This window comes from Mycolicibacterium iranicum (genome assembly GCF_002101705.1).
Taxonomy (GTDB): Bacteria; Actinomycetota; Actinomycetes; order Mycobacteriales; family Mycobacteriaceae; genus Mycobacterium; species Mycobacterium iranicum.
Window position 1 is genome coordinate 20255 of sequence record NZ_LQPC01000004.1, and the last position, 20976, is coordinate 41230.

Here is a 20976-nt window from a genome sequence, read left to right on the forward strand (position 1 = left end):
GGTCTCCTACCCCCTATCCCTGTGATCCCGGCGGAAGAAACGGTGGGTTGCCCGGCAGGGGCGGCTGCCCGGCCGGAGCCAACTGCTGCCCCGGACCCGGCACCGCCGGCGCGGGAAGCGTGGGCGGCAACGGTGCGATACCCGGGGTGAAGTCCGGCGGCTGCGGCTGCGGGGCCAGCGGCACGGTGCGGGCACCGGGCGGCGCGGGCGGCAGCGGCGGGTTGGCGCCCGGAACGACAGGCGACAGCTGACCGGGGATGGCCGCGGCGGGGACACCCGGACGCGGTTGCGGCCCATGGACATTCGGCGCCGAGGTGACGACGTTCGGCGGCGGGTAGCCACCCGGGACGGGTCCGTACGGACCCTGCGTCAGATCTGCGCAGGGCAGCGGGTCGCCGGGGCTCGGGATGCCGTCGGCCGGCGGCGTGTACGAACACGGCGAGCCGGGCGGGACGGCGGGACCGGGGTTGGTCGGGGTGCCCTCGATCGGCGTCGGTGCCGGTGGAGGCGCGCCATTTTCGAAGCCGACGCCGTTCGGGTCGGGGAAACGGAACGACGGCAGGCCAGCGTTGCGCCAGAACTCCTCGGGGTCGATGCCGCGCTTCTTGAACGCGGCGTCGACGAACGGCTGCAGGATCCAGTACGGAGCGAGGTTGACGAGCATGACCTTGAAATAGGGGCCCGACGCGAGCGCTTCGCCGAGGGACCCAGTAAACTTCGACAGCGAAGCCAGCACGTCGACGAGGTCGAACTTGCGCTCCCGCAGCACATCGCTGACGACGCGGAGCTGCTCGAGAACCTTGTTCAGGTTCGGGTTGTCGTCGATGACGCCGCGGACCTGGGTCGAGAACTTGTCGACGCGTTCGAGCAGCTGACTGACGGCGTAGTTGCGCTCGTTGACCGCGGCCAGCAACGTCTGCGCGTTGACGAACAGCTGGTTGATCTGTTCGCTGCGGTTGCCCAGGACGCCCGCGACCTTGTTGGCGTTGGCGAGCAACTGCGTGATCTGGTCGTCGCGCTTACCGATCGTGTCCGAGAACCGAGCGACACCGTCGAGGGCGGCGCTCAGGTGCGGATAGGTCTGATCGATGGTCTCGGACAACACGTTCAGCGAATCGCGGACGGTCTTGGTGTCCCAGTTCGCGGCGGAATTGCTCACGTCGAAGAACGCGTCGTAGATCTGGTACGGGGTTGTGGTCTGCCCCAGCGGCAGCACTTCGTTGGCCTGCAGCGGCTCGTCGCCACGCGGTTCGATCTCGATGTTGCGCCGGCCCAGGATGGTGTCGGTGCGGATCGCGGCGCGGCTGTCGGTGCCGATCTCGGTGCCGTCCAGCGAGTAGCCGATGACGACACGGTCGCCGTCGATGTCCGTCGACTTGACCACGCCGACGTCGACGCCCGCGATGCGGACCTTGTCACCGACATTGATGCCGCCGGTGTCGGCGAACTGCGCGTAGTACGTCGGCTTCGCGAACAGCATGGGCACGCTGGCGAAGCTCTGGCCGACGCCGATCACCACGACCAGGATGATGATGCCCATCAGCCCGTTGCGGACGCGGTTGGATCCTTCGAGGACTCTCATTTCGGCGTGCACCTACCCGACGGCTGGCTCCAGACCTTCACGGTGCGGACTGGGCCACCCGGCTGTAAACCGTTGAGCATCAACGAGACGTCGCAGGCATAGAAGTTGAAGAAGTCACCGTAGACGCCACCGGAGCGACCGATGATCTTCAAGGCTTCGGGCAGCCTTATAAGCTGGTCATTGAGCTGGTCCCTCTGATCGACCAGCGGCTGCTGGATGGTCTCCAACCGGCCGATGGTGCTCTGCAGCAGCGGACGATTGTCAGCCAGCAGATCGGCGACCGTTCCGGCAGCATCGCTGATGTCGCCGACCGAGTCGGCGAGCGGATCGGCACGGTTCTTCAAGCCGGTGATCAGCACCTCGAAGTTCTTGACGGTGTCGTCGAACTGCTGCTGATGCTTGACCGTGGTGTCGAGCACCGTGTTCAAGTTGGTGATCACCTCGCCGATGGCCTGGTCCCGGTCGGCCAGCGCCGAGGTCAGCGACGCGGTCTGGTCGAGGATGTCGTTGATAGTGCCGCCCTGCCCCTGGAACACCGTGATGATCGACTGCGCGATGGTGTTGACCTTCTCGGGCTCCAGCGCCTGGAACACCGGACGGAAGCCGCCGATGAGTGCGTCGAGGTCCAGCGCCGGTTCGGTGCGCTCGATCGGGATCGTCGATCCCGCAGCCATTCTCGTGTTGCTCTCACCGCGCTTGAGTTCCAGGTAGCGATCGCCGATGAGGTTCAGGTACCGAACCGATGCGGTGCTCTCGTCGAAGAGTTCGAGCGAGCGGTCGACGTTGAAGTCGACCCTGACCTGTGAGCCGCCGTCGATCAGAGTGACGTTCTCGACCTTGCCGACCTCGACGCCGGAGGCGCGGACGAACTGTCCGGACCGCAGACCACTGGCATTGCTGAAGATCGCCGAGAAGTTGTTGGTGCGGTCGAATCGCATCTGACCGAACACCACGATGATGATGCCGGTGAACAGCAGCAGCACCAGGGAGAAGGCGCCGAGCTTGATGGCGGTTCCGGTGATTTTCATGGGTTGATCGTGTGCTCCCCGACTTGGCGGCCCCAGACGTACTCAGTGAGCAGCGGCTGGCCGAGTTCAAGGTGGTTGTACGGCGCGATCGAGGCTCCGGTGTCCAGGACCAGGTACGGCGCGGGCCACAGATCCCGGGTGATCGGCTGCCAGCAGCCGGGCCGCCCGCCCGGTCCGCCCTTGGCGTTCACGCGGGGCAGGTTGTCAGGATACACATAGGCGTTGCCGGCACCCAGTCCGAGGACCTCCGAGCGAGTCCGCAGCGAATAGCCATTACCGCCTAGCGCCGCCGCGAGTTTGGGCTGAACGTCGTGGTAGTTGCGGATCGTGCAGAACAGCGACGGGCTGTACTCGTCGAGAAGCTCCGACGTCGGGATCAGGTCTTCGGCGCCGCGGACGAGGTACGGACCGCTGCGCTCGAAGATCTCGCCGCCGGTGTTGCCGAAGCCGACGGCCGCCATGAGGGCCTGGTCGACGTTGCCCTGCTGTTCGTTGAGCGTGCGGGCGGTCGTCACGGCGTTCTGGAGGCCGTCGAACAGATCCGGGGCCGCATCGGCGTAGACCTCACCGAGGTCGGCGAGGAGCTGGTTGTCCCTGCGTAACTGGGGCAGCTGCGGGTTGATCTCGGTGAGGATCTGATTGCCGTTCTCGATCGACTCACCGAACCGGTCGCCGAGTCCGTCGAGCGCCTGCGCGGTCGCGGTCAGCGTCTGGTTCAGCTTGATCGGATCGACCTGGGCGGCGATGTCGACGACCGTCTCGAACAGCGTGTTGAACTCCGTCGTGACCGAGGTGACGTCGATGACGTCAGAGGCCGAGATGCGCTGCTGCGACGGATCCGACGGGGAGCGGAACGACACGTACTTGTTGCCGAACACCGTGGTGGCGCTGATGTCGGCCTCGACGTTGCGCGGGATCAGGTCGAGGTACTTGGGGTCGACCTCGAGAATGATCTTGGCCCGCGGCTCCCCGTCGACGTTGGTCTCTTCGACCTCGCCGACTCGGCCGATCTCGACGCCGTTGTAGGTGACCTTCGCGCCGGGGTCCATCGACAGGCCCGACCGCGCCGAGATCATTGTGAGCTCGGTGCGGGGCAGGAAGTCGCCGCGGAACTGCAGGTACACCAGGACCAGCGCGACGATCGTGACCAGGGCGAGGAACAGGCCCGCGATCTTGTACGGGGGCTGCCGCTTGGAATTGATGGGTGCTGTCATCGCCGCTACACCGTCAGGTTGAAGTTCGGGTCGACGCCGTAGAGCGCCAACGAAGCGAAGAGCACCACGCACACGATCGCCACCAGCGAGGCGCGCATCGAGCGGCCCACCGCCTCGCCGACGCCGACTGGGCCGCCGCTGGCGTAGAAGCCGTAGTAGCAGTGGTTGAGCATGACGATCACCGAGATGAGGACGGCTTGGACGAAGGACCAGAACACGTCGTCGGGACGCAGGAATGTCCGGAAGTAGTGCTCATAGGTGCCGGTCGACTGGCCGTAGAAGATCGTCGTGGTCGCCTGCGCCGACAGGAACGACATGATGATCGCCATCGCGTAGAGCGGGATGATCACGACGAAGCCGGCCATGATGCGGGTCGACACCAGGTAAGAGATCGACTTGATGCCCATCACTTCGAGGGCGTCGATCTCCTCGCTGATGCGCATGGCGCCGAGCTCGGCCGTCGCGCCCGCGCCGACGGTGGCTGCCAGCGCCTGCCCCGCGACCACGGGTGCGGCGATGCGCACGTTGATCAGCGCGGCGAAGAATCCGGTGAACGCCTCCACACCGATGTTGCCCAGCGAGGCGAAGCCCTGGATCGCGACGAGCGACGAGCCTGAGAGCGTGACGAAGCCGACGATGGCGACGGTGCCGCCGATCACGGCCATGGCGCCGGTGCCCATGCCGATCTCGGCGATGAGCCGCAGCGTCTCCTTGCGGTAGTAGCGGAGTGCGTGCCCGATCGAACCGACCGCGGTGACGACGAACCACGCGACGTGGCCGACGCTGTCGAGGCCGCGCGACGGTGCGCCGACGATCTTCTCCGCGCGGGCCACGCCGCGGGGGAAGCGCTGCCGGATTACCGATGCCGTCTCGGATCTCACAGCCATGTCAGCTCCCCGTTCCGAATCGGACGCCGATGGTGGTCAGCACGACGTTGACCGCGAACAGCGCGATGACGCACAACACGAGGGTCTCGTTGACGGCCGTGCCGACGCCTTTGGCGCCGCCGGCGACCGTGAGGCCGCGGTAGCAGCCGACGAGCCCGGCGATCAGGCCGAAGGTGAGGGCCTTGATGAGGGAGATCAACACCTCGGGCAGTCCGGTGACCAGTGTGAGCGTCGAGACGTAGGCGCCCGCGGAGACATTCTGGAGGTACACGCCGAAGATGAAGCCGCCGACCAGGCCGATGGTGATGACCGCGCCGTTGAGCAGCATGGCGACAAAGGTGGAGGCGACGACGCGGGGAACGACGAGCCGGTGGATCGGGTCGATGCCGAGCACCTCGAGCGCGTCGATCTCCTCGCGAATGGTGCGCGCGCCGAGGTCGGCGCAGATGGCGGTCGATCCGGCGCCGGCGACCACCAGCACGGTGACCAGGGGACCCAGCTGGGTGACCGCGCCGAGTGCGGCGCCCGCACCGGAGATGTCGGCGGCGCCGAACTCGGTGAGAAGGATGTTGAGCGTGAAGATCAGCAGCACGGTCAGCGGGATCGACACCGCGACCGTGGGCAGGAAGGCCACGCGAAGCAGGAACCAGGCCTGCAGGATGAATTCGCGCCACTGGAATGGTGGGCGGAACAACGCCTTGAATACAAGGACGCACATCCGCACGAAGCCGCCGACGGCCACCAGACCCGGCCGAATCTGCTCGCGGACGTAACCCGTGAGACCCGAATTCGTCGTCACAGGACCACTCCTACGAGCGCCTGACGACTGGTATCGCAACAAGCAGAGCGCACCGGCAGCACCTGTCGCACGCTCCCTTCCAGCCCCGACCCCGATCGTGTGAGCACGGTCTCCCTACCTGTCAGTAGTAAGACAGACCACCGGACTGTACCCGATGCTGTAGTCCTCGCGTACCGCATCCGCGGGATTGAGCACCCAACCGTTAGCAAATGGTTCTCCCTGCCCCTAATCCCGTTGTGCCGCAGCTGAAACCGTTGGCGGAGTAGAACTTTCGCGAGCGTCAATGGAATCGGCGGCGCCGAAAAGCGTTCTCAGTTCCGTCTTGAGAACCTTCCCGGCGGGGTTGCGCGGCAGCGCGTCGACGATTTCGAGCGCTTTCGGATGCTTGTAGCGAGCGATCCGGTCGCCGAGGAATCGTTGGAGGTCGGCCAACTCCAGGCCCCGCCCGGCGGTTGCTCCCAGCGAACTCCGCACCACCGCCACAGCAACCGGAACCTCTCCCCACTTCTCGTGCGCACGGCCGATCACCGCGACCTCGACGATGTCCGGGTGGGCGGCGAGGACGTTCTCGACTTCGGCGCAGTAGATGTTCTCGCCGCCGGAGATGATCATGTCCTTCTTACGGTCGACGACCCAGATGTAACCCTCGTCGTCCTGGCGAACCAGGTCACCGGAGTGGAACCAACCACCGGCGAACGCATCAGCTGTCGCTTTCGGGTTGTTCCAATAGCCCTCCATCAGGGTGGGGGCGCGGTAGACGATCTCGCCGACCTGCCCGATCGGAACATCGTTCATCTCTTCGTCGACGATGCGCGCGGATACCGTCGGGATCACCTTGCCGACCGAACCGAGTTTGCGGATCGCGTCGTCGCCCAACAACATGCAGGTGACCGGCGACATCTCCGTCTGCCCGAACGCCGCGAGGATCTGGGCGCCGGGGAAGGTCTCCGACATCTGCCTGAGCAGGGTGTCCGACGCGGGTGCGGCACCCCACGACAGGAACCTGAGCTTGAGTTCGCGCGGGTTGGCCTGCTGCGCCGCGCACACGGCCTGCCATTGCGCGGGGACGAGGAAGATGCCGGTGACCTTCTCGACCTGCAGGACGTCGAGCAGTTCGTTCGGGTCGAACGCGCCCAGCGGGTAGAGCACCGTCGGCCGCCCGAGCAGCAGTCCCGAGACGATGCTGCCGATGCCGGCGATGTGGAAAAAGGGCACGCCGATGAAACCGATGTCGTTGTTGATGTCCGCGCCGTTGGTGAACAGCAGGGTCATCACCTGCCCCGCCAGGTTGCTGTGCGTGAGCACCGCGCCCTTGGGCTTACCGGTTGTCCCGGAGGTGTACATGATCAGCGCCGGTGAGTCGTTGGGAATGTCGACGGCGATGTCTTGGGGGGACACCGCGCCTCCCTCGTTCAGCGCCTCCTCGTAGTCGAGCACGTCGTCTTCGGAGGAGCCGCCCGCGACGATGACCGTCGCCAATCGGGGGTCGATGTCGCGCACCGCGGTCGCCACCTTCGCCAGTACCGACTCGGTGACGATGACCTCGGCGGCGCAGTCGGCGACGAGGAACGCGATCTCGGCCGGGGTCATGCGGAAATTGACCGGGACAGCGATGGCTCCGAGTTTGTTGGTTGCCAGGACGGCTTCGAGGAACTCGGTCCGGTTCAGCATCAGGATCAGCACGCGATCCCCGAATCTGACGCCGCGCTCGTGCAGGAAGCCGGCGAGCGCGGTGACTCGTCGATCGAGCTCGGCCCAGGTCGTGGTGCGGCCGAGGAATCGCAGCGCCGTCTCCTCGGGCTGCATCAGGGCGTGCCGGGCGAGCTGATTGGTCCAGTTGTGACGGCGCGCGAGATAGGGCTGTTCGGTCGCTGTGCCGGGTTCGGTCAACGTCTTCTGCTCCAACGGGGTGGCTTGCGCACTGTTGATATTTGATCAAACATGTTGTTGCCTCGGTCACACTATGGTCCTGGCGCCGACGGGACAAGACCCCCTCACGTCGCGGGAAAGGCGGGACAGCCGATGAACGCCCCCGCCAGTACGCCGACGACGACAGGCAGGGTGCGTCGCGAGCAGCTCTCCGATGAAGTCGCGGCCCGTCTGCGCGTGGAGATCATGACGGGAGCAGTGCGCCCGAACACCTTCATCCGGCTCGACGAGACGGCCGCGCGACTGGGCGTCAGCATCACCCCGGTGCGCGAGGCATTGCGCACCTTGCGCGGTGAGGGAATGGTCGAGCTGGAACCGCACCGCGGCCATCGCGTGGTGCCGTTGTCGCGCAGCGACATCGAGGACATCTTCTGGCTGCAGTCGACCATCGCCCAGGAACTGGCCGCGTCCACCACGCATCGGATCACCGACGAACAGATCGACGACCTCGCCCGGCTGAACGCCGCGCTGGCGGATGCGCTCGAACGTCGCGACCCGGGTCCGATTGCCCAGGCGGAGTTCGACTTTCACCGTGCCTTCAACCGGGCCGGCGGCCGGATCAAGCTGGCGTGGTTCCTGTTGCACGCCACGCGGTATCTACCGCCGCAGCTGTTCGCCTCGGACGAAGCCTGGGGAGCGGGGGCGGTGGCCAGCCATCTCGAGATCATCGAGGCGCTCCGCCGACGCGACGTGGACCGGGTGGTGGAGCTGACGCGAGGTCAGTTCGCCGACGGCCTCACGCTGATGATGGCCTACCTGGACCAGGTCGGGCTCTGGGCTTGACCCGGCGCTACGACGACGCGAGCTGTTCGGCGCGCGCCTTCAGGTTGTCGGCGAGGTAGTCCAGCGTGTCCCCGACGACCTTCTTCACCATGGCGGCCGGGACGGGCATGCTGACTTCGACGTCGAGATCGACGGTCAACAGCGACGTCGGCCCCATCGCGACCACCGCGAATCGCTGCTCCTGCTTGGTGAAGTGGTCGCCCTGCTGCAGCACCGTGAAGATCTGATTCTCGCCGGGGTAGTACACCGCGTTGATGAACGTGCCGGCCTGCCCCTGCACGACGACGTCGAGCCGAAGCTGACTCGGCCGCCCGTCGTCGTACCGGGCCAGAATCCAGCAGCCCTTGATCTCGGTGTTCCACTCCGGATACTTCTCGAAGTCGGCGACGATCTCCATGATCGTCTCCGCGGAGGCCGAGACCTCGACCGTCTTACTCACCAAAGGCATTGGCCGAGCATATCGACCGCCGGCTCCGGCTCATGTGGCCACTGGACGCCGGCTAGTTGGATTCCTCGAAAGTCCTCGCCGCAGCGTCGAGTTCGACTCCCAGCGGTGACACCTCACGAACGCCTTCGTCGCGGATGAGCCCCCGCAGCAGAGCCGTGCTGAACTCCACGGCGATCTCCTGGGCGCTTCGCCGGCCGTGGGGCCGCAGCCACCGGTAGGAACCCAGTGTCATACCGATGTAGCCGAGCGCGAGCACGTGGGAGTCGCAGTCGTAGAACTCGCCGCTGGCGATGCCGCGGTCGATGACGTCGCGCACGTGCTCGTAGACCTGGGCTTCCTTCTCGCGGATGTAGGCCACCTGCTCCTCGGTGAACCACTCCGTGATGTAAGGCCCCTCCTGGAAGTACACGGCGGCGCGCTCGATGTTGCCGGCGATGCCGACCAGCAGCCGCCGGGTGAAGTGGTAGATCGTCTCGCGCGCCGTCGCCGTCGGATCGTCGTGCAGCGCGTCGACGGTGAAGTCGGCGGCGCCCTTGTAGATGTCGTAGAGGATCAGCGACTTGCTGGCGTAATAGTGATAGACGGTGGCCTTGTTCAGGCCAACAGCATCGGCGACGTCATCCATCCGGGTGCCGTGATAGCCGCGCGCGGCGAACAGCTTGGTGGCGACCGCCAACAACTCCTCGCGGCGGGACATCCCGTTGCTCGTGACGGATTCAGACATGGCGACTCACTATAGGCATCGGCAGGCATTGAGAATGCCTGGACCTACTAACTGGTTGGTTCAGTCTAGGCCGATGCGGTGTTCTTGCGGGCAAAGCAGGTCTAGACTCGTCCCATTGCCGCCGTCGTGTGGCCAGAGGTAACGGAGAGGTGCGCAGTGGACCCGAACCCTGATTACGACGCAAGCGATGAGCTCGAGTACGGCATCAACTGGTTCGCGTGGATCCTGCGCGGGGTTTATCCGCCTCCCGCGTACCCGCCGGTCTGATCCAGCATCCGCGCCGCACGGCGCTCGTTGAGCCATGCCCTGGTGAGCTCGTATGCGCTTTGGACGTGCTTGCCCAGGGCGTCCACCTCGGACTTGCTGCGCTGAGCAACCACGGTCAGTTTCTCTCGCGCTTCGTTGACCCAATCGCGAGACGGCTCCGGTTCCCAATCGGGCGGCCAGCGTAGCGACTCGACCACCACTGCTGGCAGGTTCGCCACCGGCCGACTGTCCTCGCGGTAGCACTCCCCGCACCTGCGGCAGCGCACCTCGTAACGCAATCCGTTCGGTGGCCGCTGCGACGTCTCCACGAAGACGTAGTCGGCTACCGCGACACATCGCGGGCATCGGGCCAGCCCGCGTTCGACAACCATGCTCACGCCGATATCGTGCGGCCCGCGGACCCTCCCACGCGATGGGTATGTGAGGTCGATGCGTGATCGGTGCCGTTTCGAGATATTCGCTTGGACGGGTTCAGGCGGCGCTGCGGGCGGTCTCGCGCAACGCCGTCCGCAATCCGCGGCGCTGTCCGTTGGCCGACCGACCGATCTTGGGGAAGCGCCGCTCCGAGTTGGTTTCCGGGGCGTTGTCGCTGTCGGCACGCAGGTACTGATCCGGCAGCGCGAGCTTGAGGATCGTCCAGAACGACTGCCAGTACTGGCGATAGAGCGGACCGGTGGTGTACGGCAGGTCGTACTTCTCGCACAGCTCACGGATTCGCACGCTCATCTCGGCGTACCGATTGCTCGGCAGATCAGGGAACAGGTGGTGTTCGATCTGGTAGCAGAGGTTCCCGCTCATGAACGCCATGATCGGTCCGGCGTGAAAGTTGGCCGACCCCAGCATCTGTCGCAGATACCATTCACCACGGGTCTCGTTCTCGAACTCCTCGAAGGTGAATTTCTCTGCGCCGTCAGGGAAGTGGCCGCAGAAGATCACCATGTAGGCCCAGTAGTTGCGGATCAGGTTGGCCACCGCATTGCACTTGAGCGTGTGCTTCCAGTTGGTTCCGGTCAACGCCGGGAAGATGAGGTAGTCCTTGCCGACCTGCTTGGCGATCTTGCGGCCCATCACGCGCATGTCCTTGCGCGCCTCGGCCCAGGTCTTCTCCTTCTTGCGGATCTTGTCGACCTCGATGTGGTGGGCCGCCACCCCCCACTCGAACAAGGTGCCGAGCAGCAGGTTGTAGATCGGGTTGCCGATCATCCACCGCTCCCACGGTTCGTCGCGGGTCACCCGCATAATGCCGTAACCGACGTCGCTGTCGAGTCCGACGACGTTGGTGTACTTGTGGTGCACGAAGTTGTGGGAGTGCTTCCATTGCGACGCCGGACAGGTGGTGTCCCACTCCCATTCCGTCGAGTGGACCTCGGGGTCGTTCATCCAGTCCCACTGGCCGTGAATGACGTTGTGGCCCAGCTCCATATTCTCGATGATCTTGGCCGCGGCGAGCATCGCCGTGCCCCCGATGCGGGCGATGCGGCTGCTGCTCGCGAACAGCGCGATCCGCCCGCCGGCGGCGAGCGCACGCTGCAGCTGGATCGTGCGGCGCACGTAGCGCGCGTCGCGCTCACCCCTGGACTCCTCGATGTCGGCGCGAAGCTGGTCGAGTTCTTGCGCAAGCGCCTCGACATCCGCTTCGGTCAGGTGTGCATATGCCTTGATGTCCGTGATCGCCATGGCGAAGTCTCCTCAAACGTGGATGGTGCAGTTGCCCGAAGCGGTGGAAATGCAGGTCTGAATGCGGTCGCCGGCACCGTGTTCGGTACCCGACCGGATATCTCGGACGTGCCCGTCCTCGAGCGGGAGCACGCACGTCTGGCAGATGCCCATGCGGCAGCCGAACGGCATCTGGATGCCGACTTTCTCGCCCGCCTCGAGAATCGAAGTGGCGCCGTCGATTTCGACCGACTTGTCCGAATGCGCGAAGGTCACCACCCCGCCTTCGCCGCCTTTGTCGGTCGCCGCGATGGTGAACCGCTCCATGTGCAGCTGGTCCTCGAGACCCTCTGCGGTGAAGAGGCCTTCGACGGTGTCGAGCATTTCTGAGGGGCCGCAGATCCACGCCGAACGATCGCGCCAGTCGGGTACCAGCTCGTCGAACCGGTCGAAGTCGACCTTGCCCTGTTCTCTGGTGAGGTGCAGATGCAGGCGGTAGCCGTCCTGAGCGTGCTCGAGTTCGCGAAGTTCGTCGCAGAAGATCACGGCGTCCTCGGTCGGCGCCGAGTGAACGTGCACGATGTCGGGTCGCTGTCCCCGAGCGCGCAGGGAACGCAGCATGGCCATGATCGGGGTGATACCGCTGCCCGCGGTGATGAACAGAAGCCGTGCGGGCGGCGGATCGGGCAGCGTGAATTCGCCCTTGGGTGCCGCGAGCCGGATGATCGTGCCGGGCTCGACACCCTCGACCAGGTGGGTCGACAGGAATCCTTCGGGGGTCGCTTTCACGGTGATCGAGATCTGGTTGTCGGACTGCTCCGGCACCGAGGTCAGCGAATACGACCGCCAGTGCCAGCGCCCGTCGACCCGCAGCCCGATCCCGACGTATTGACCGGCGGCGTAGTCGGCGGAGAACCCCCAGCCGGGCCGGATGATGACGGTCGCCGAATCCTCGGTCTCCGGCTTCACCGCGACGATCTCGCCGCGCAGTTCGCGCGCCGACCACAGCGGATTCAGCAACGACAGGTAGTCGTCGGGCAGCAGCGGAGTGGTGGCTCGGGCGGCCAGCCCCCGCACCATGTTGACCCAGCCGCCCGACGGCGCATCCACGTCGCGGGCGGGTGCCTTGCTCCAGCGCGCCACCGTTTTCACCAGTCCGGCCACAAACCCGCCCTTCCTCACTGCGTAACGCCTGTGACCGCTGTCACATCGTCGCAGCCAGGTGTAGCCCTACCGCTGGGTAACTAAACCCGGTACGCCGCGCCGTCAGACTGTTGCCAGCCCACTGCCAGCGTCGGTGCGGAACAACCGCGGACCTCACACCTGTGGGCAACCGATGATGCCCGCGGGCGGATCAGCAAACGCGGCTACGCCGCCCCGGCCCCATTCGCGGCTACGCCGCCCCGGCCCCATTCGCGGCTACGCCGCCCCGGCCCAATTCGCGGCTACGCCGCCCCGGCCCCATTCGCGGCTACGCCGCGGCGCGCTTGACGGCCTGCCCCACTTCCGCGCGCAGTTCCGCGTACTCAGGCGAGCGGCGCAGCTCGTCGGGATCCACCCCCGTGCGGGGCAGGTCGACGGGGATGTCGAGGGCGACCTGCCCGGGACGACGGGTCAGCACGACGATGCGGGAGCCCAGGAACGCGGCCTCGTCGGCACTGTGCGTGACGAACACCGTGGTGCGCCCAGACTCGGCGCTGACCCGCCGCACATCCTCCTGCAGCCGCTCACGGGTCAAGGCATCGAGCGCCGCGAACGGTTCGTCGAGCAGGAACAGCGGAGTCTCGGCCGCCAGTGCCCGCGCGATGGCGACCCGCTGTTGCTGACCGCCGCTGATTTCCCAGATCCGCCGCTTCGCCGTGCCTGTGAGACCGACGCGGTCGAGCAACTCGTCACGACGCTCGATCCGCCTCTCCCGCGGCACTCTTGCGTACTTGAGTGCCAGCTCGACGTTCCCGCCGACCGTTCGCCACGGAAACAGCCTCGGCTGCTGAAACACCACCCCCGCGGTCACCCCGGGTGTCGGCGCCGCACCGGCGATCTGCACCGAACCCTGGCTGGGGGACTCGAATCCGGCGAGCAGACGCAGCAGCGTGCTCTTGCCGCATCCCGAGGCACCGACGAGAACCAGGAAAGAGCCGGGATCGACGGTCAGGTCGACCGGCCCCAAGGCGGTGACCTCCTCGTCGCCCTTGCCGTAGCGGTGCGACACCGACTTGAGCTGAATCACGCCGCTATTGATTGAGGACACCCGGAAGACCCTTGGTGTAGACGGCGTCCTGGAAGGTTTTCAGCGGTGCTGGGGCGGGAATCTGCTTCTGCTCCGCCAAGAACTGCGATGCGCTCTCCAGGTTGGCGGCGATGTTGCCCGGATTATCCTCGGAGCCAAGCCATTCGGCGGAGGCGACCTCCTGTGGTGTCAGGTACACGCCCTGCTTGATCTGCCCTGCCGTCTCTTCGGGCGTCAGTCCGATCTCGGCGGAGATGGCCTTGGCCGCGGCGTCGGGGTCGTCCTCGATCAGATCGAGGGCCCGGGCTTCCTGCTGACGCCAGATGTCGACGACCTCGGGATGAGCCTCGGCGAACTCCGTGGACACCACACCGAGATCGAGTGTCGGCTTGCCGTCCTCGGCGAGTTGGCGGCTGGTGATCAGATCCTTGCCGGTGGCGCGCAGCTGGTCGAGCGTCGGCAGCCAGGTGTAGGCGGCGTCGATGTCACCACGCTCCCACGCGGCGAGGATCGCCTGAGGCTGAAGGTCGACCAGCGCAACGTCCCCGGGTGACAGGCCATTCTGGTTCAGCGCGGCGAGCAGGCTGTAGTGGGCGGTGGAGGCGAACGGCGTGCCGACGCGCTTGCCCTTGAGGTCGGCGACCGTGGCGATGTTCGAGCCGTCGCGCGCGACCAGAGCCTCGTTGTCGCCGGCGACGTCGAGCACGAAGGCCACCTGGTAGGGGATGCTCAGCGGCTCGGAGAGCCCACGCGCGACCGGGCTGGAACCCAGGGCGCCGAAGTCAAGCTCCCTGGCGATGAAGGCGGTGTTCACGTCTGCGCCCGAGTCGAACTTCGTCCACTTGATGTTGTAGTCGGGCAGTGCTTCTTCGAGCCACCTGCTGTTCTTGACGATCAGGTCGCCGCTGGGAAACGTCTGATAGCCGATCCGGATCGTGGGCTTGTCGGCCGACTGCCCGGCGTTGTCCACCGAGCAACCCGCCACAGCCAGTACGGCCGCAAGGAGGGCTACGAGAACCGCTTTCAGTTTCATGATCTTGCTAGACCTTTCCTCTCCAGGGAACAGCGCGGCGTTCGATCGAACGCAGCAGTGAGTCGATGACCAGACCCGAGAAGCCGATCGCGAAGATGCCGACCAGCACGACAGGGGTGTTGTTGTAATTGCTTGCGTCCTTGACCAATCCGCCGATACCGGGGATGCCGTTGAACAGCTCGGCGGCGACGACCGACGAGTACGCCATGCCCACGGCGAGCCGGATTCCGGTGAACGTCTCGGGCAGCGAGGACGGGATGACGACGTCGCGGATGACGTGGCGCTGGGAGGCGCCGAGCGCCCGCGCCGCCTCCTGCAACCCGACCGGTGCGGCCGCGACCGCGGCGGTGGTCGCGACGGCGGCGGGGGGCAGCGCGGCGAGCGCGAGCAGCGTGATCTTGGGTGCCTCATCGATGCCCAGCCAGATGACGAGAAGGAAGAAGTAGGCCAGCGGGGGCAGGGCCCGCAGGAACGTCAGCCAGGGTTCGAGCACGCCGCGCACCCAGCTCACCGAACCCATGACCAGTCCGAGCAGCACCCCGAGCACGACGCCGATGACGACACCGGTGACCACCCGGCGAAGCGTCATATAGAGGTGCTCCCACAGCAGGTATCCGGCGTAGCCGCGAACACCGTCGTGCGTGGTCGAGACGTCGATGAACGCGTTCCACACCGTCGCCGGATAGGGCACGAACGTCTGGTTCCAGATCCCGCTGGCCGCGGCCACCTGCCAGACGATCCCGAAGGCGATCACAGACAGCAGCGGCAGGGCCGCCTTGGTCAGCAGACCACGCCAACGGCGCCGTGCTGAGCGGTCGTCAGAGGCGGGCTGACGGGGGCTACTCGCGCTGGCTTCGGGTTCGACGTCGACGAAAACGGACACCGGCAGACATTGACGGATGCGTCATGCTCGGGGAATAGCTGCGATCAGCGCGAACAAAAGTCGGTCACCACGTCAGCACCGGCTTGACGACTTCACCGGTGTGCTGTGCGGCCAGGGCGGTGTTGACGTCGCCGTGCGCGAACGACGTGACGAGTCGGTCGACGGGAAAGCGACCGGCGGCATGGAGGGCCAACAGCTGCGGGATGAAAATGGAAGGGACGGAGTCGCCTTCCAGGCAGCCGTGCACACTCTTGCCGCGCATGACGAGGTCGCGCAGATCGATGGAGGGCACTCCAGCGCCCAGGCCGACAGCCACTGCGGCACCGCCGACGGCGAGCGCCTTCACCGCGTCGGCGAGTACGTTCGGGCTCCCTGTGGTGTCCAGCGCGTAATCCACTCCGCCGCCGGTGATCTCGCGGATAGCGCTAATCGGATCGTCGGAGGGGTCGAAAGCAGCACTCGCACCGAGGCTTTCGGCCAGCGTACGCCGCTGCGCTGCCGGTTCCACGACGATGACCGTCTCCACATCAACTGCGAGTGCGGCCAGCACACCGGCCAAACCCACCGCCCCCGCGCCGAATACGGCCAGCGTACTGCCGGCACGTGGTTTCAGCAGATTCAGAATCGCACCGGCCCCGGTCTGGAACCCGCAACCCAATGGCGCCGCGATCACCGGATCAATGTCAGGCCCGACAATCACGGTGTTGTCCTGACTCGCCAGTGCGTATCCGGCCAGACTGGACTGGCCGAAGAACCCGTCGAGCACGGGCCTGCCGTCGGCCGTTACCCGCGGTGTGCTGTCGCCGCGTACGCCGAAGTGATTGAGGCGGGCCGCATCTCGGCAGTAGGCCGGACGCTGCGCCGCACAGTTGACGCACGCGCCGCAAGAACGGAACGACAGCACCACGCGGTCCCCGGGCTTCACGCTGCGCACATGCGAGCCGACCGACTCGACCGTCCCTGCCCCCTCGTGCCCCAGGAGCACCGGCCGATCTTGGTTTCCCGCAACACGATTGACCAAATCAGTGTGACAGACTCCGGCCGCTTCGATGCGCACCAGGATCTCGTCGTCGCGCGGCTCATCCACCCGGACATCGGCCACGACGAACGGATCTTTTGGCGCGTACGACAACACCGCGGTGGTTTCGGGCATGCGCTACCGTAACGCCGGCTTGACGCCCGTCAACTGGCGACTCGACCCGCTCGCCGCCGGTTTACAGTCCGATGCCCAATCGTCACGCTATTTGCCTAGCCGTGCTAGAGAACGCGACCGTCGGTAGCAGGAACTCTTACACTGACCTTTTCCACGCGCCGTGAGCGACACTTAGATCGGACTGACATCGATGATCATCGGGATACCGAGAGAGTCCCTACCTGGGGAGACGCGGGTCGCTGCGACTCCGCAGACGGTCGGCCAGCTCATCAAACTCGGCTACCAGGTAGTGGTGGAATCCGGCGCGGGCGCCGCGTCGAGCTTCTCCGACAACGCCTATGCCGAGGCGGGTGCCACCGTCGGTGCCGCCGAGGAGGCGCTGGGCGCTGACGTCGTCCTGAAGGTGAACGCACCCGACGACGCCGAGATCGCGCAGTTGAAGGACGGTGCCACGCTGGTCAGCGTCATCTCCCCCGCGCTGCGGCCCGAGCTGGTCGAGAAGCTGGCGGCACGTCCGATCACGGTGCTGGCGATGGATGCAGTACCGCGCATCTCGCGCGCCCAGTCGCTCGACGTGCTGTCGTCGATGGCCAACATCGCCGGCTACCGCGCCGTCGTCGAGGCCGCCCACGAGTTCGGCCGGTTCTTCACCGGGCAGGTGACTGCGGCCGGCAAGGTGCCGCCGGCCAAGGTGCTGGTGGTGGGCGCCGGCGTCGCGGGTCTGGCAGCGATCGGTGCGGCGGGGAGTCTGGGTGCGATCGTGAAGGCCACCGACCCTCGGCCCGAGGTCGCCGATCAGGTCCGCTCGCTGGGGGGCGAGTACGTGTCGGTCGATCCGAATGCCGGCGAGGTCTCGGCCACCGGCTACGCCAAGGAGATGGGCGAGGACTACAAGGCCCGCGAGGCGGCGCTGTACGCCGAGCTGGCCGAGGACGTCGACATCATCATCACCACCGCGCTGATCCCGGGTAAGCCGGCGCCGCGCATCATCACCGCCGACATGGTGGCTTCGATGAAGCCGGGCAGCGTGCTCGTGGACATGGCCGCAGCCAACGGCGGCAACATCGAGGGCACGGTCAAGGATCAGAAGGTCGTCACCGACCACGGTGTGACCATCATCGGCTACACCGATCTGGCCGGCCGCCTGCCGGCCACCGCCTCGCAGCTATACGGCACCAACCTGGTGAACCTGCTCAAGCTGCTGACCCCCGAGAAGGACGGTCAGCTGACCCTGGATTTTGAAGACGTGGTTCAGCGGTCGGTGACGGTGGTGCGTGACGGCGCGCTCACCTGGCCGCCGCCGCCGGTCCAGGTGTCGGCCGCGCCCGCGGCGAAAGCCGCCGCACCGGTGGAGAAGAAGGAGCCGAAGACTCCCATGCCCATGGGACGTCGGCTGGGCATCACCTTCGCCGTCGCAGCGGCGTTGTTCGCTTTGATTGCCCTCTCGCCGGCCGCTCTTCAGGTGCACCTGACGGTGTTCGCACTGGCGATCGTGATCGGCTACTACGTGATCGGCAACGTCCACCACGCGTTGCACACCCCGCTGATGTCGGTGACCAACGCGATCTCGGGCATCATCGTCGTCGGTGCCCTGCTTCAGATCGGACACGGCGACATTGTCGTCACGTCGCTGGCGTTCGCGGCGATCCTGCTGGCCAGTATCAACGTCTTCGGCGGCTTCGCGGTCACGCGGCGCATGCTCGCGATGTTCTCGAGGAGCTAACTGATGTTCACCCTGGAAACCGCCGCCACCGCGGCCTATGTCGTCGCCGCGCTGCTGTTCATCCTGGCCTTGGCCGGATTGTCCAAGCACGAAACCTCGCGCGCGGGAAACAGTTTCGGGATCGCCGGAATGGCTGTGGCGCTGGTCGCGACGATCGCGCTGGCGCTGGCCCGCCACATCGAACCCCTCGGCCTGGCACTCCTGATCGTCGCGATGGTCATCGGCGCGGCGATCGGGTTGTGGCGCGCCAAGATCGTCGAGATGACGGGCATGCCCGAGCTGATCGCCTTGCTGCACAGCTTCGTCGGCCTGGCCGCGGTGCTGGTCGGCTGGAATGGATACCTGCACGTGGAGGGCGACGCGACAGGCGCTGAAGCCGCGCAGCTGGCCAGCGAGGGCATGCTGGGCATCCACTCGGCCGAGGTCGTCATCGGCGTCTTCATCGGTGCGGTCACCTTCACCGGCTCCATCGTGGCCAACCTGAAACTCTCGGCCAGAATGAAGTCCGCGCCGATGATGTTGCCCGGCAAGAACATCCTCAACGTGGGTGCGCTGGTCGTCTTCGCCGCGCTGACGGTGTGGTTCGTCATCGATCCGCAGCTGTGGCTGCTCATCGTCGTCACCGTGCTCGCGCTGCTGCTGGGCTGGCACCTGGTGGCCTCGATCGGCGGCGGCGACATGCCCGTTGTGGTGTCGATGCTCAACAGCTACTCCGGTTGGGCCGCAGCGGCTTCGGGCTTCCTGCTGGGCAACGACCTGCTCATCATCACCGGCGCACTGGTGGGCTCCTCGGGTGCCTACCTGTCCTACATCATGTGCAAGGCGATGAACCGCTCCTTCATCTCCGTCATCGCCGGAGGCTTCGGGATAGAGGCCGGCCCCGCAGAGGACAAGGATTACGGCGAGCACCGCGAGATCACCGCCGAGGGCGCGGCCGAACTGCTCGCGAACGCCACCTCGGTGATCATCACACCCGGCTACGGCATGGCCGTGGCCCAGGCGCAGTACGGCGTCGCCGACCTGACCCGCAAGCTGCGCGAGCGCGGCGTCGAGGTCCGCTTCGGCATCCATCCCGTCGCGGGCCGCCTGCCCGGGCACATGAACGTTCTGCTCGCCGAGGCCAAGGTGCCCTACGACATCGTGCTCGAAATGGACGAGATCAACGACGACTTCGACGGCACCTCCGTGGTGCTCGTCATCGGCGCCAACGACACCGTCAACCCCGCGGCCTCAGAGGATCCCGGCAGCCCGATCGCCGGCATGCCGGTGCTCACGGTGTGGAACGCCGACAACGTGATCGTCTTCAAACGGTCCATGGCATCCGGCTACGCCGGAGTGCAGAACCCGCTGTTCTTCCGCGAGAACACCCAGATGCTGTTCGGCGACGCCAAGGACCGGGTGGATGCGATCAACGCCGCGCTGTCGGTCGGCGAACACGTCTAGACCGGTTCGGGCGGCGATGTCGCCTTGACGGTGGTGCCGCGTTCGTCGTCAGAGTCGATGCGCATCGAACCGCCCATCGCGTCGAACCGGGCGAGCAGCGAGCCCAGGCCGATATGTCCTGCGGACAACGCCTTTCCGACGGTGTCGGGGTCGAATCCGCAGCCGTCGTCCCGCACGGTCAGGATCACACGGTCGTCCTGACGGGCCAGCTCGACCCACACCGTCGTCGCGTCGGCATGCTTGCCGACGTTGGTCAGCAGTTCTCGCGCGGCCCGGTACAGCAGCGCCTGCGACGAGGGCTTGCCGACCTCTCCGAGCTCGGCGATCACGTCGATCGCATGGCGGGTTTGGAACTGCCGCAGTAGTTCTCGCAGGCCCGCGGTGAGTCCCAGTTGGGCGAGCACCTGCGGATGCAGCTCGGTGACGGTCGATCGCAGACCTTTCGCCGTATCGTGCAGCGCGGCGTAGACGGCGTCGAGCGCCGGGTCGGGGTGGCGTTCGCGAACGTCGTCGAGTTCCAGACGCGCTGCCAGGAGTGTCTGCAGCGGCCCGTCGTGGAGATGTTCGGCAACCTCGCGGTTGTGTTGCTCGTCGGACTGCATGACCTCCGAAACCAATTGGCGCCGGACCTTGTGCAGGGCAGCGAGATGCGCTGCGCGTCGGGCGAGCACGAAGCTCAGCGCCGTCGTCGCGACGGCCAGCCACACCATGAACCCGAAGTGGGTGTACACGATGTTGGGCAGGCCGACACTGTCATCTCGTTTGGAGTAGAAAATCCACACCGTGAGGTAGCCGAGCGCTGTGACGGCTCCGACGAACGCGGTCAGTCGCGGTTGATCCTGGAAGGCCACCGAGATCGGTAGGAGGAAGAAGACCGGGAGCAGCGCCGCGGTGGCGCCGCCCGACACGATGCACAGCGCGATGACGACCGAGAGGTCCACCGCCGTCGACGCCCAGTCGGCCCAGCGCGGAACCGGGCCGCGGACGACGGCCACCAGCCACACCACCGCGGCGACGGCATAACTGCCGAGGATTGCCGCGTAAAGCTGCGGCAGCCAGTGGTTCACCTCCCAGATCCACACGAGAACGCCGATGAGCGCGATGAGGGGCAGCCGCAGGACCGCCGAGACCCGGACCGGTTCGCTGGTCAGGTAGTCGCGAAATGCACTCAGCGGCAGCAGGATTCCGTTCACG

19 protein-coding genes and 1 pseudogene are annotated in these 20976 nt (G+C 66.2%); 4 read left to right on the forward strand and 16 right to left on the reverse strand.

Going from position 1 to position 20976, the window contains the following annotated elements; all coding sequences use genetic code 11:
• Positions 1 to 13: 13 nt before the first annotated feature.
• From AWC12_RS01045 to fadD5, 6 genes are all read right to left on the reverse strand, one after another.
• Positions 14 to 1582, reverse strand: a complete 1569-nt coding sequence (locus AWC12_RS01045; RefSeq protein ID WP_024447487.1) for an MCE family protein — start codon at positions 1580 to 1582, stop codon at positions 14 to 16.
• Entirely contained in the window at positions 1579 to 2610 is a 1032-nt protein-coding gene (locus tag AWC12_RS01050) for an MCE family protein (RefSeq protein ID WP_024447486.1), read from the reverse strand. The genes AWC12_RS01045 and AWC12_RS01050 overlap by 4 nt, the downstream gene beginning before the upstream one ends.
• Positions 2607 to 3824: an MCE family protein gene (locus AWC12_RS01055; protein WP_024447485.1), complete on the reverse strand. Its 1218-nt coding sequence runs from the start codon at positions 3822 to 3824 to the stop codon at positions 2607 to 2609. Before AWC12_RS01055 ends, AWC12_RS01050 begins: the two co-directional genes overlap by 4 nt.
• Positions 3825 to 3829: 5 nt before the next feature.
• Positions 3830 to 4711, reverse strand: a complete 882-nt coding sequence (locus tag AWC12_RS01060; RefSeq protein ID WP_085171794.1) for an MlaE family ABC transporter permease — start codon at positions 4709 to 4711, stop codon at positions 3830 to 3832.
• A gap of 1 nt (position 4712) precedes the next feature.
• Positions 4713 to 5510, reverse strand: a complete 798-nt coding sequence (locus AWC12_RS01065; protein ID WP_024447483.1) for an MlaE family ABC transporter permease — start codon at positions 5508 to 5510, stop codon at positions 4713 to 4715.
• Positions 5511 to 5735: 225 nt separating this feature from the next.
• Positions 5736 to 7400: a fatty-acid--CoA ligase FadD5 gene (gene fadD5 / locus AWC12_RS01070; RefSeq protein WP_081660060.1), complete on the reverse strand. Its 1665-nt coding sequence runs from the start codon at positions 7398 to 7400 to the stop codon at positions 5736 to 5738.
• A 132-nt stretch (positions 7401 to 7532) separates the two neighbouring features.
• Between fadD5 and AWC12_RS01075 the strand changes: the two genes are divergently transcribed.
• Positions 7533 to 8222, forward strand: a complete 690-nt coding sequence (locus AWC12_RS01075) for a GntR family transcriptional regulator (RefSeq protein ID WP_024447481.1) — start codon at positions 7533 to 7535, stop codon at positions 8220 to 8222.
• 7 nt (positions 8223 to 8229) lie between these two features.
• Here the strand turns inward: AWC12_RS01075 and AWC12_RS01080 are convergent, their stop codons facing one another.
• Positions 8230 to 8670 (reverse strand): SRPBCC family protein, encoded by a 441-nt coding sequence (locus tag AWC12_RS01080; RefSeq protein WP_024447480.1) that lies wholly within the window; start codon positions 8668 to 8670, stop codon positions 8230 to 8232.
• A 52-nt stretch (positions 8671 to 8722) separates the two neighbouring features.
• Entirely contained in the window at positions 8723 to 9394 is a 672-nt protein-coding gene (locus AWC12_RS01085; RefSeq protein ID WP_024447479.1) for a TetR/AcrR family transcriptional regulator, read from the reverse strand.
• A gap of 159 nt (positions 9395 to 9553) precedes the next feature.
• On the opposite strand from AWC12_RS01085, the pseudogene AWC12_RS31295 reads away from it, so the two are divergent.
• Positions 9554 to 9661, forward strand: a pseudogene (locus AWC12_RS31295) (CAP domain-containing protein); the annotation flags it as partial.
• On the opposite strand, the gene AWC12_RS01090 reads toward AWC12_RS31295, so the two are convergent.
• The 7 genes from AWC12_RS01090 to AWC12_RS01120 form a co-directional block, all read right to left on the reverse strand.
• A complete protein-coding gene (locus tag AWC12_RS01090) occupies positions 9631 to 10032 on the reverse strand; it encodes a hypothetical protein (protein ID WP_085171795.1) in 402 nt (133 codons plus the stop codon). The pseudogene AWC12_RS31295 and the gene AWC12_RS01090 sit on opposite strands and share 31 nt — an antisense overlap.
• Before the next feature lie 100 nt (positions 10033 to 10132).
• Positions 10133 to 11338: a fatty acid desaturase family protein gene (locus AWC12_RS01095; protein ID WP_085171797.1), complete on the reverse strand. Its 1206-nt coding sequence runs from the start codon at positions 11336 to 11338 to the stop codon at positions 10133 to 10135.
• 12 nt (positions 11339 to 11350) lie between these two features.
• Positions 11351 to 12481, reverse strand: a complete 1131-nt coding sequence (locus AWC12_RS01100) for a ferredoxin reductase (protein ID WP_234813787.1) — start codon at positions 12479 to 12481, stop codon at positions 11351 to 11353.
• 307 nt (positions 12482 to 12788) lie between these two features.
• A complete protein-coding gene (locus AWC12_RS01105) occupies positions 12789 to 13568 on the reverse strand; it encodes an ABC transporter ATP-binding protein (RefSeq protein WP_085171799.1) in 780 nt (259 codons plus the stop codon).
• A complete protein-coding gene (locus tag AWC12_RS01110; RefSeq protein ID WP_085171801.1) occupies positions 13552 to 14580 on the reverse strand; it encodes a taurine ABC transporter substrate-binding protein in 1029 nt (342 codons plus the stop codon). Before AWC12_RS01110 ends, AWC12_RS01105 begins: the two co-directional genes overlap by 17 nt.
• A 7-nt stretch (positions 14581 to 14587) precedes the next feature.
• A complete protein-coding gene (locus AWC12_RS01115) occupies positions 14588 to 15463 on the reverse strand; it encodes an ABC transporter permease (protein ID WP_085171803.1) in 876 nt (291 codons plus the stop codon).
• Positions 15464 to 15527: 64 nt separating this feature from the next.
• On the reverse strand, positions 15528 to 16616 hold the full coding sequence (locus tag AWC12_RS01120) for an NAD(P)-dependent alcohol dehydrogenase (RefSeq protein WP_085171806.1): 1089 nt from the start codon (positions 16614 to 16616) through the stop codon (positions 15528 to 15530).
• 190 nt (positions 16617 to 16806) lie between these two features.
• On the opposite strand from AWC12_RS01120, the gene AWC12_RS01125 reads away from it, so the two are divergent.
• Together AWC12_RS01125 and pntB are read left to right on the forward strand one after the other, a co-directional pair.
• A complete protein-coding gene (locus AWC12_RS01125) occupies positions 16807 to 18339 on the forward strand; it encodes a Re/Si-specific NAD(P)(+) transhydrogenase subunit alpha (protein WP_085171809.1) in 1533 nt (510 codons plus the stop codon).
• 3 nt (positions 18340 to 18342) lie between these two features.
• Positions 18343 to 19782: a Re/Si-specific NAD(P)(+) transhydrogenase subunit beta gene (gene pntB / locus AWC12_RS01130; protein ID WP_024447471.1), complete on the forward strand. Its 1440-nt coding sequence runs from the start codon at positions 18343 to 18345 to the stop codon at positions 19780 to 19782.
• Here the strand turns inward: pntB and AWC12_RS01135 are convergent.
• On the reverse strand, positions 19779 to 20975 hold the full coding sequence (locus AWC12_RS01135) for a sensor histidine kinase (protein ID WP_234813788.1): 1197 nt from the start codon (positions 20973 to 20975) through the stop codon (positions 19779 to 19781). The genes pntB and AWC12_RS01135 overlap by 4 nt on opposite strands.
• Between the last annotated feature and the right edge of the window lies 1 nt (position 20976).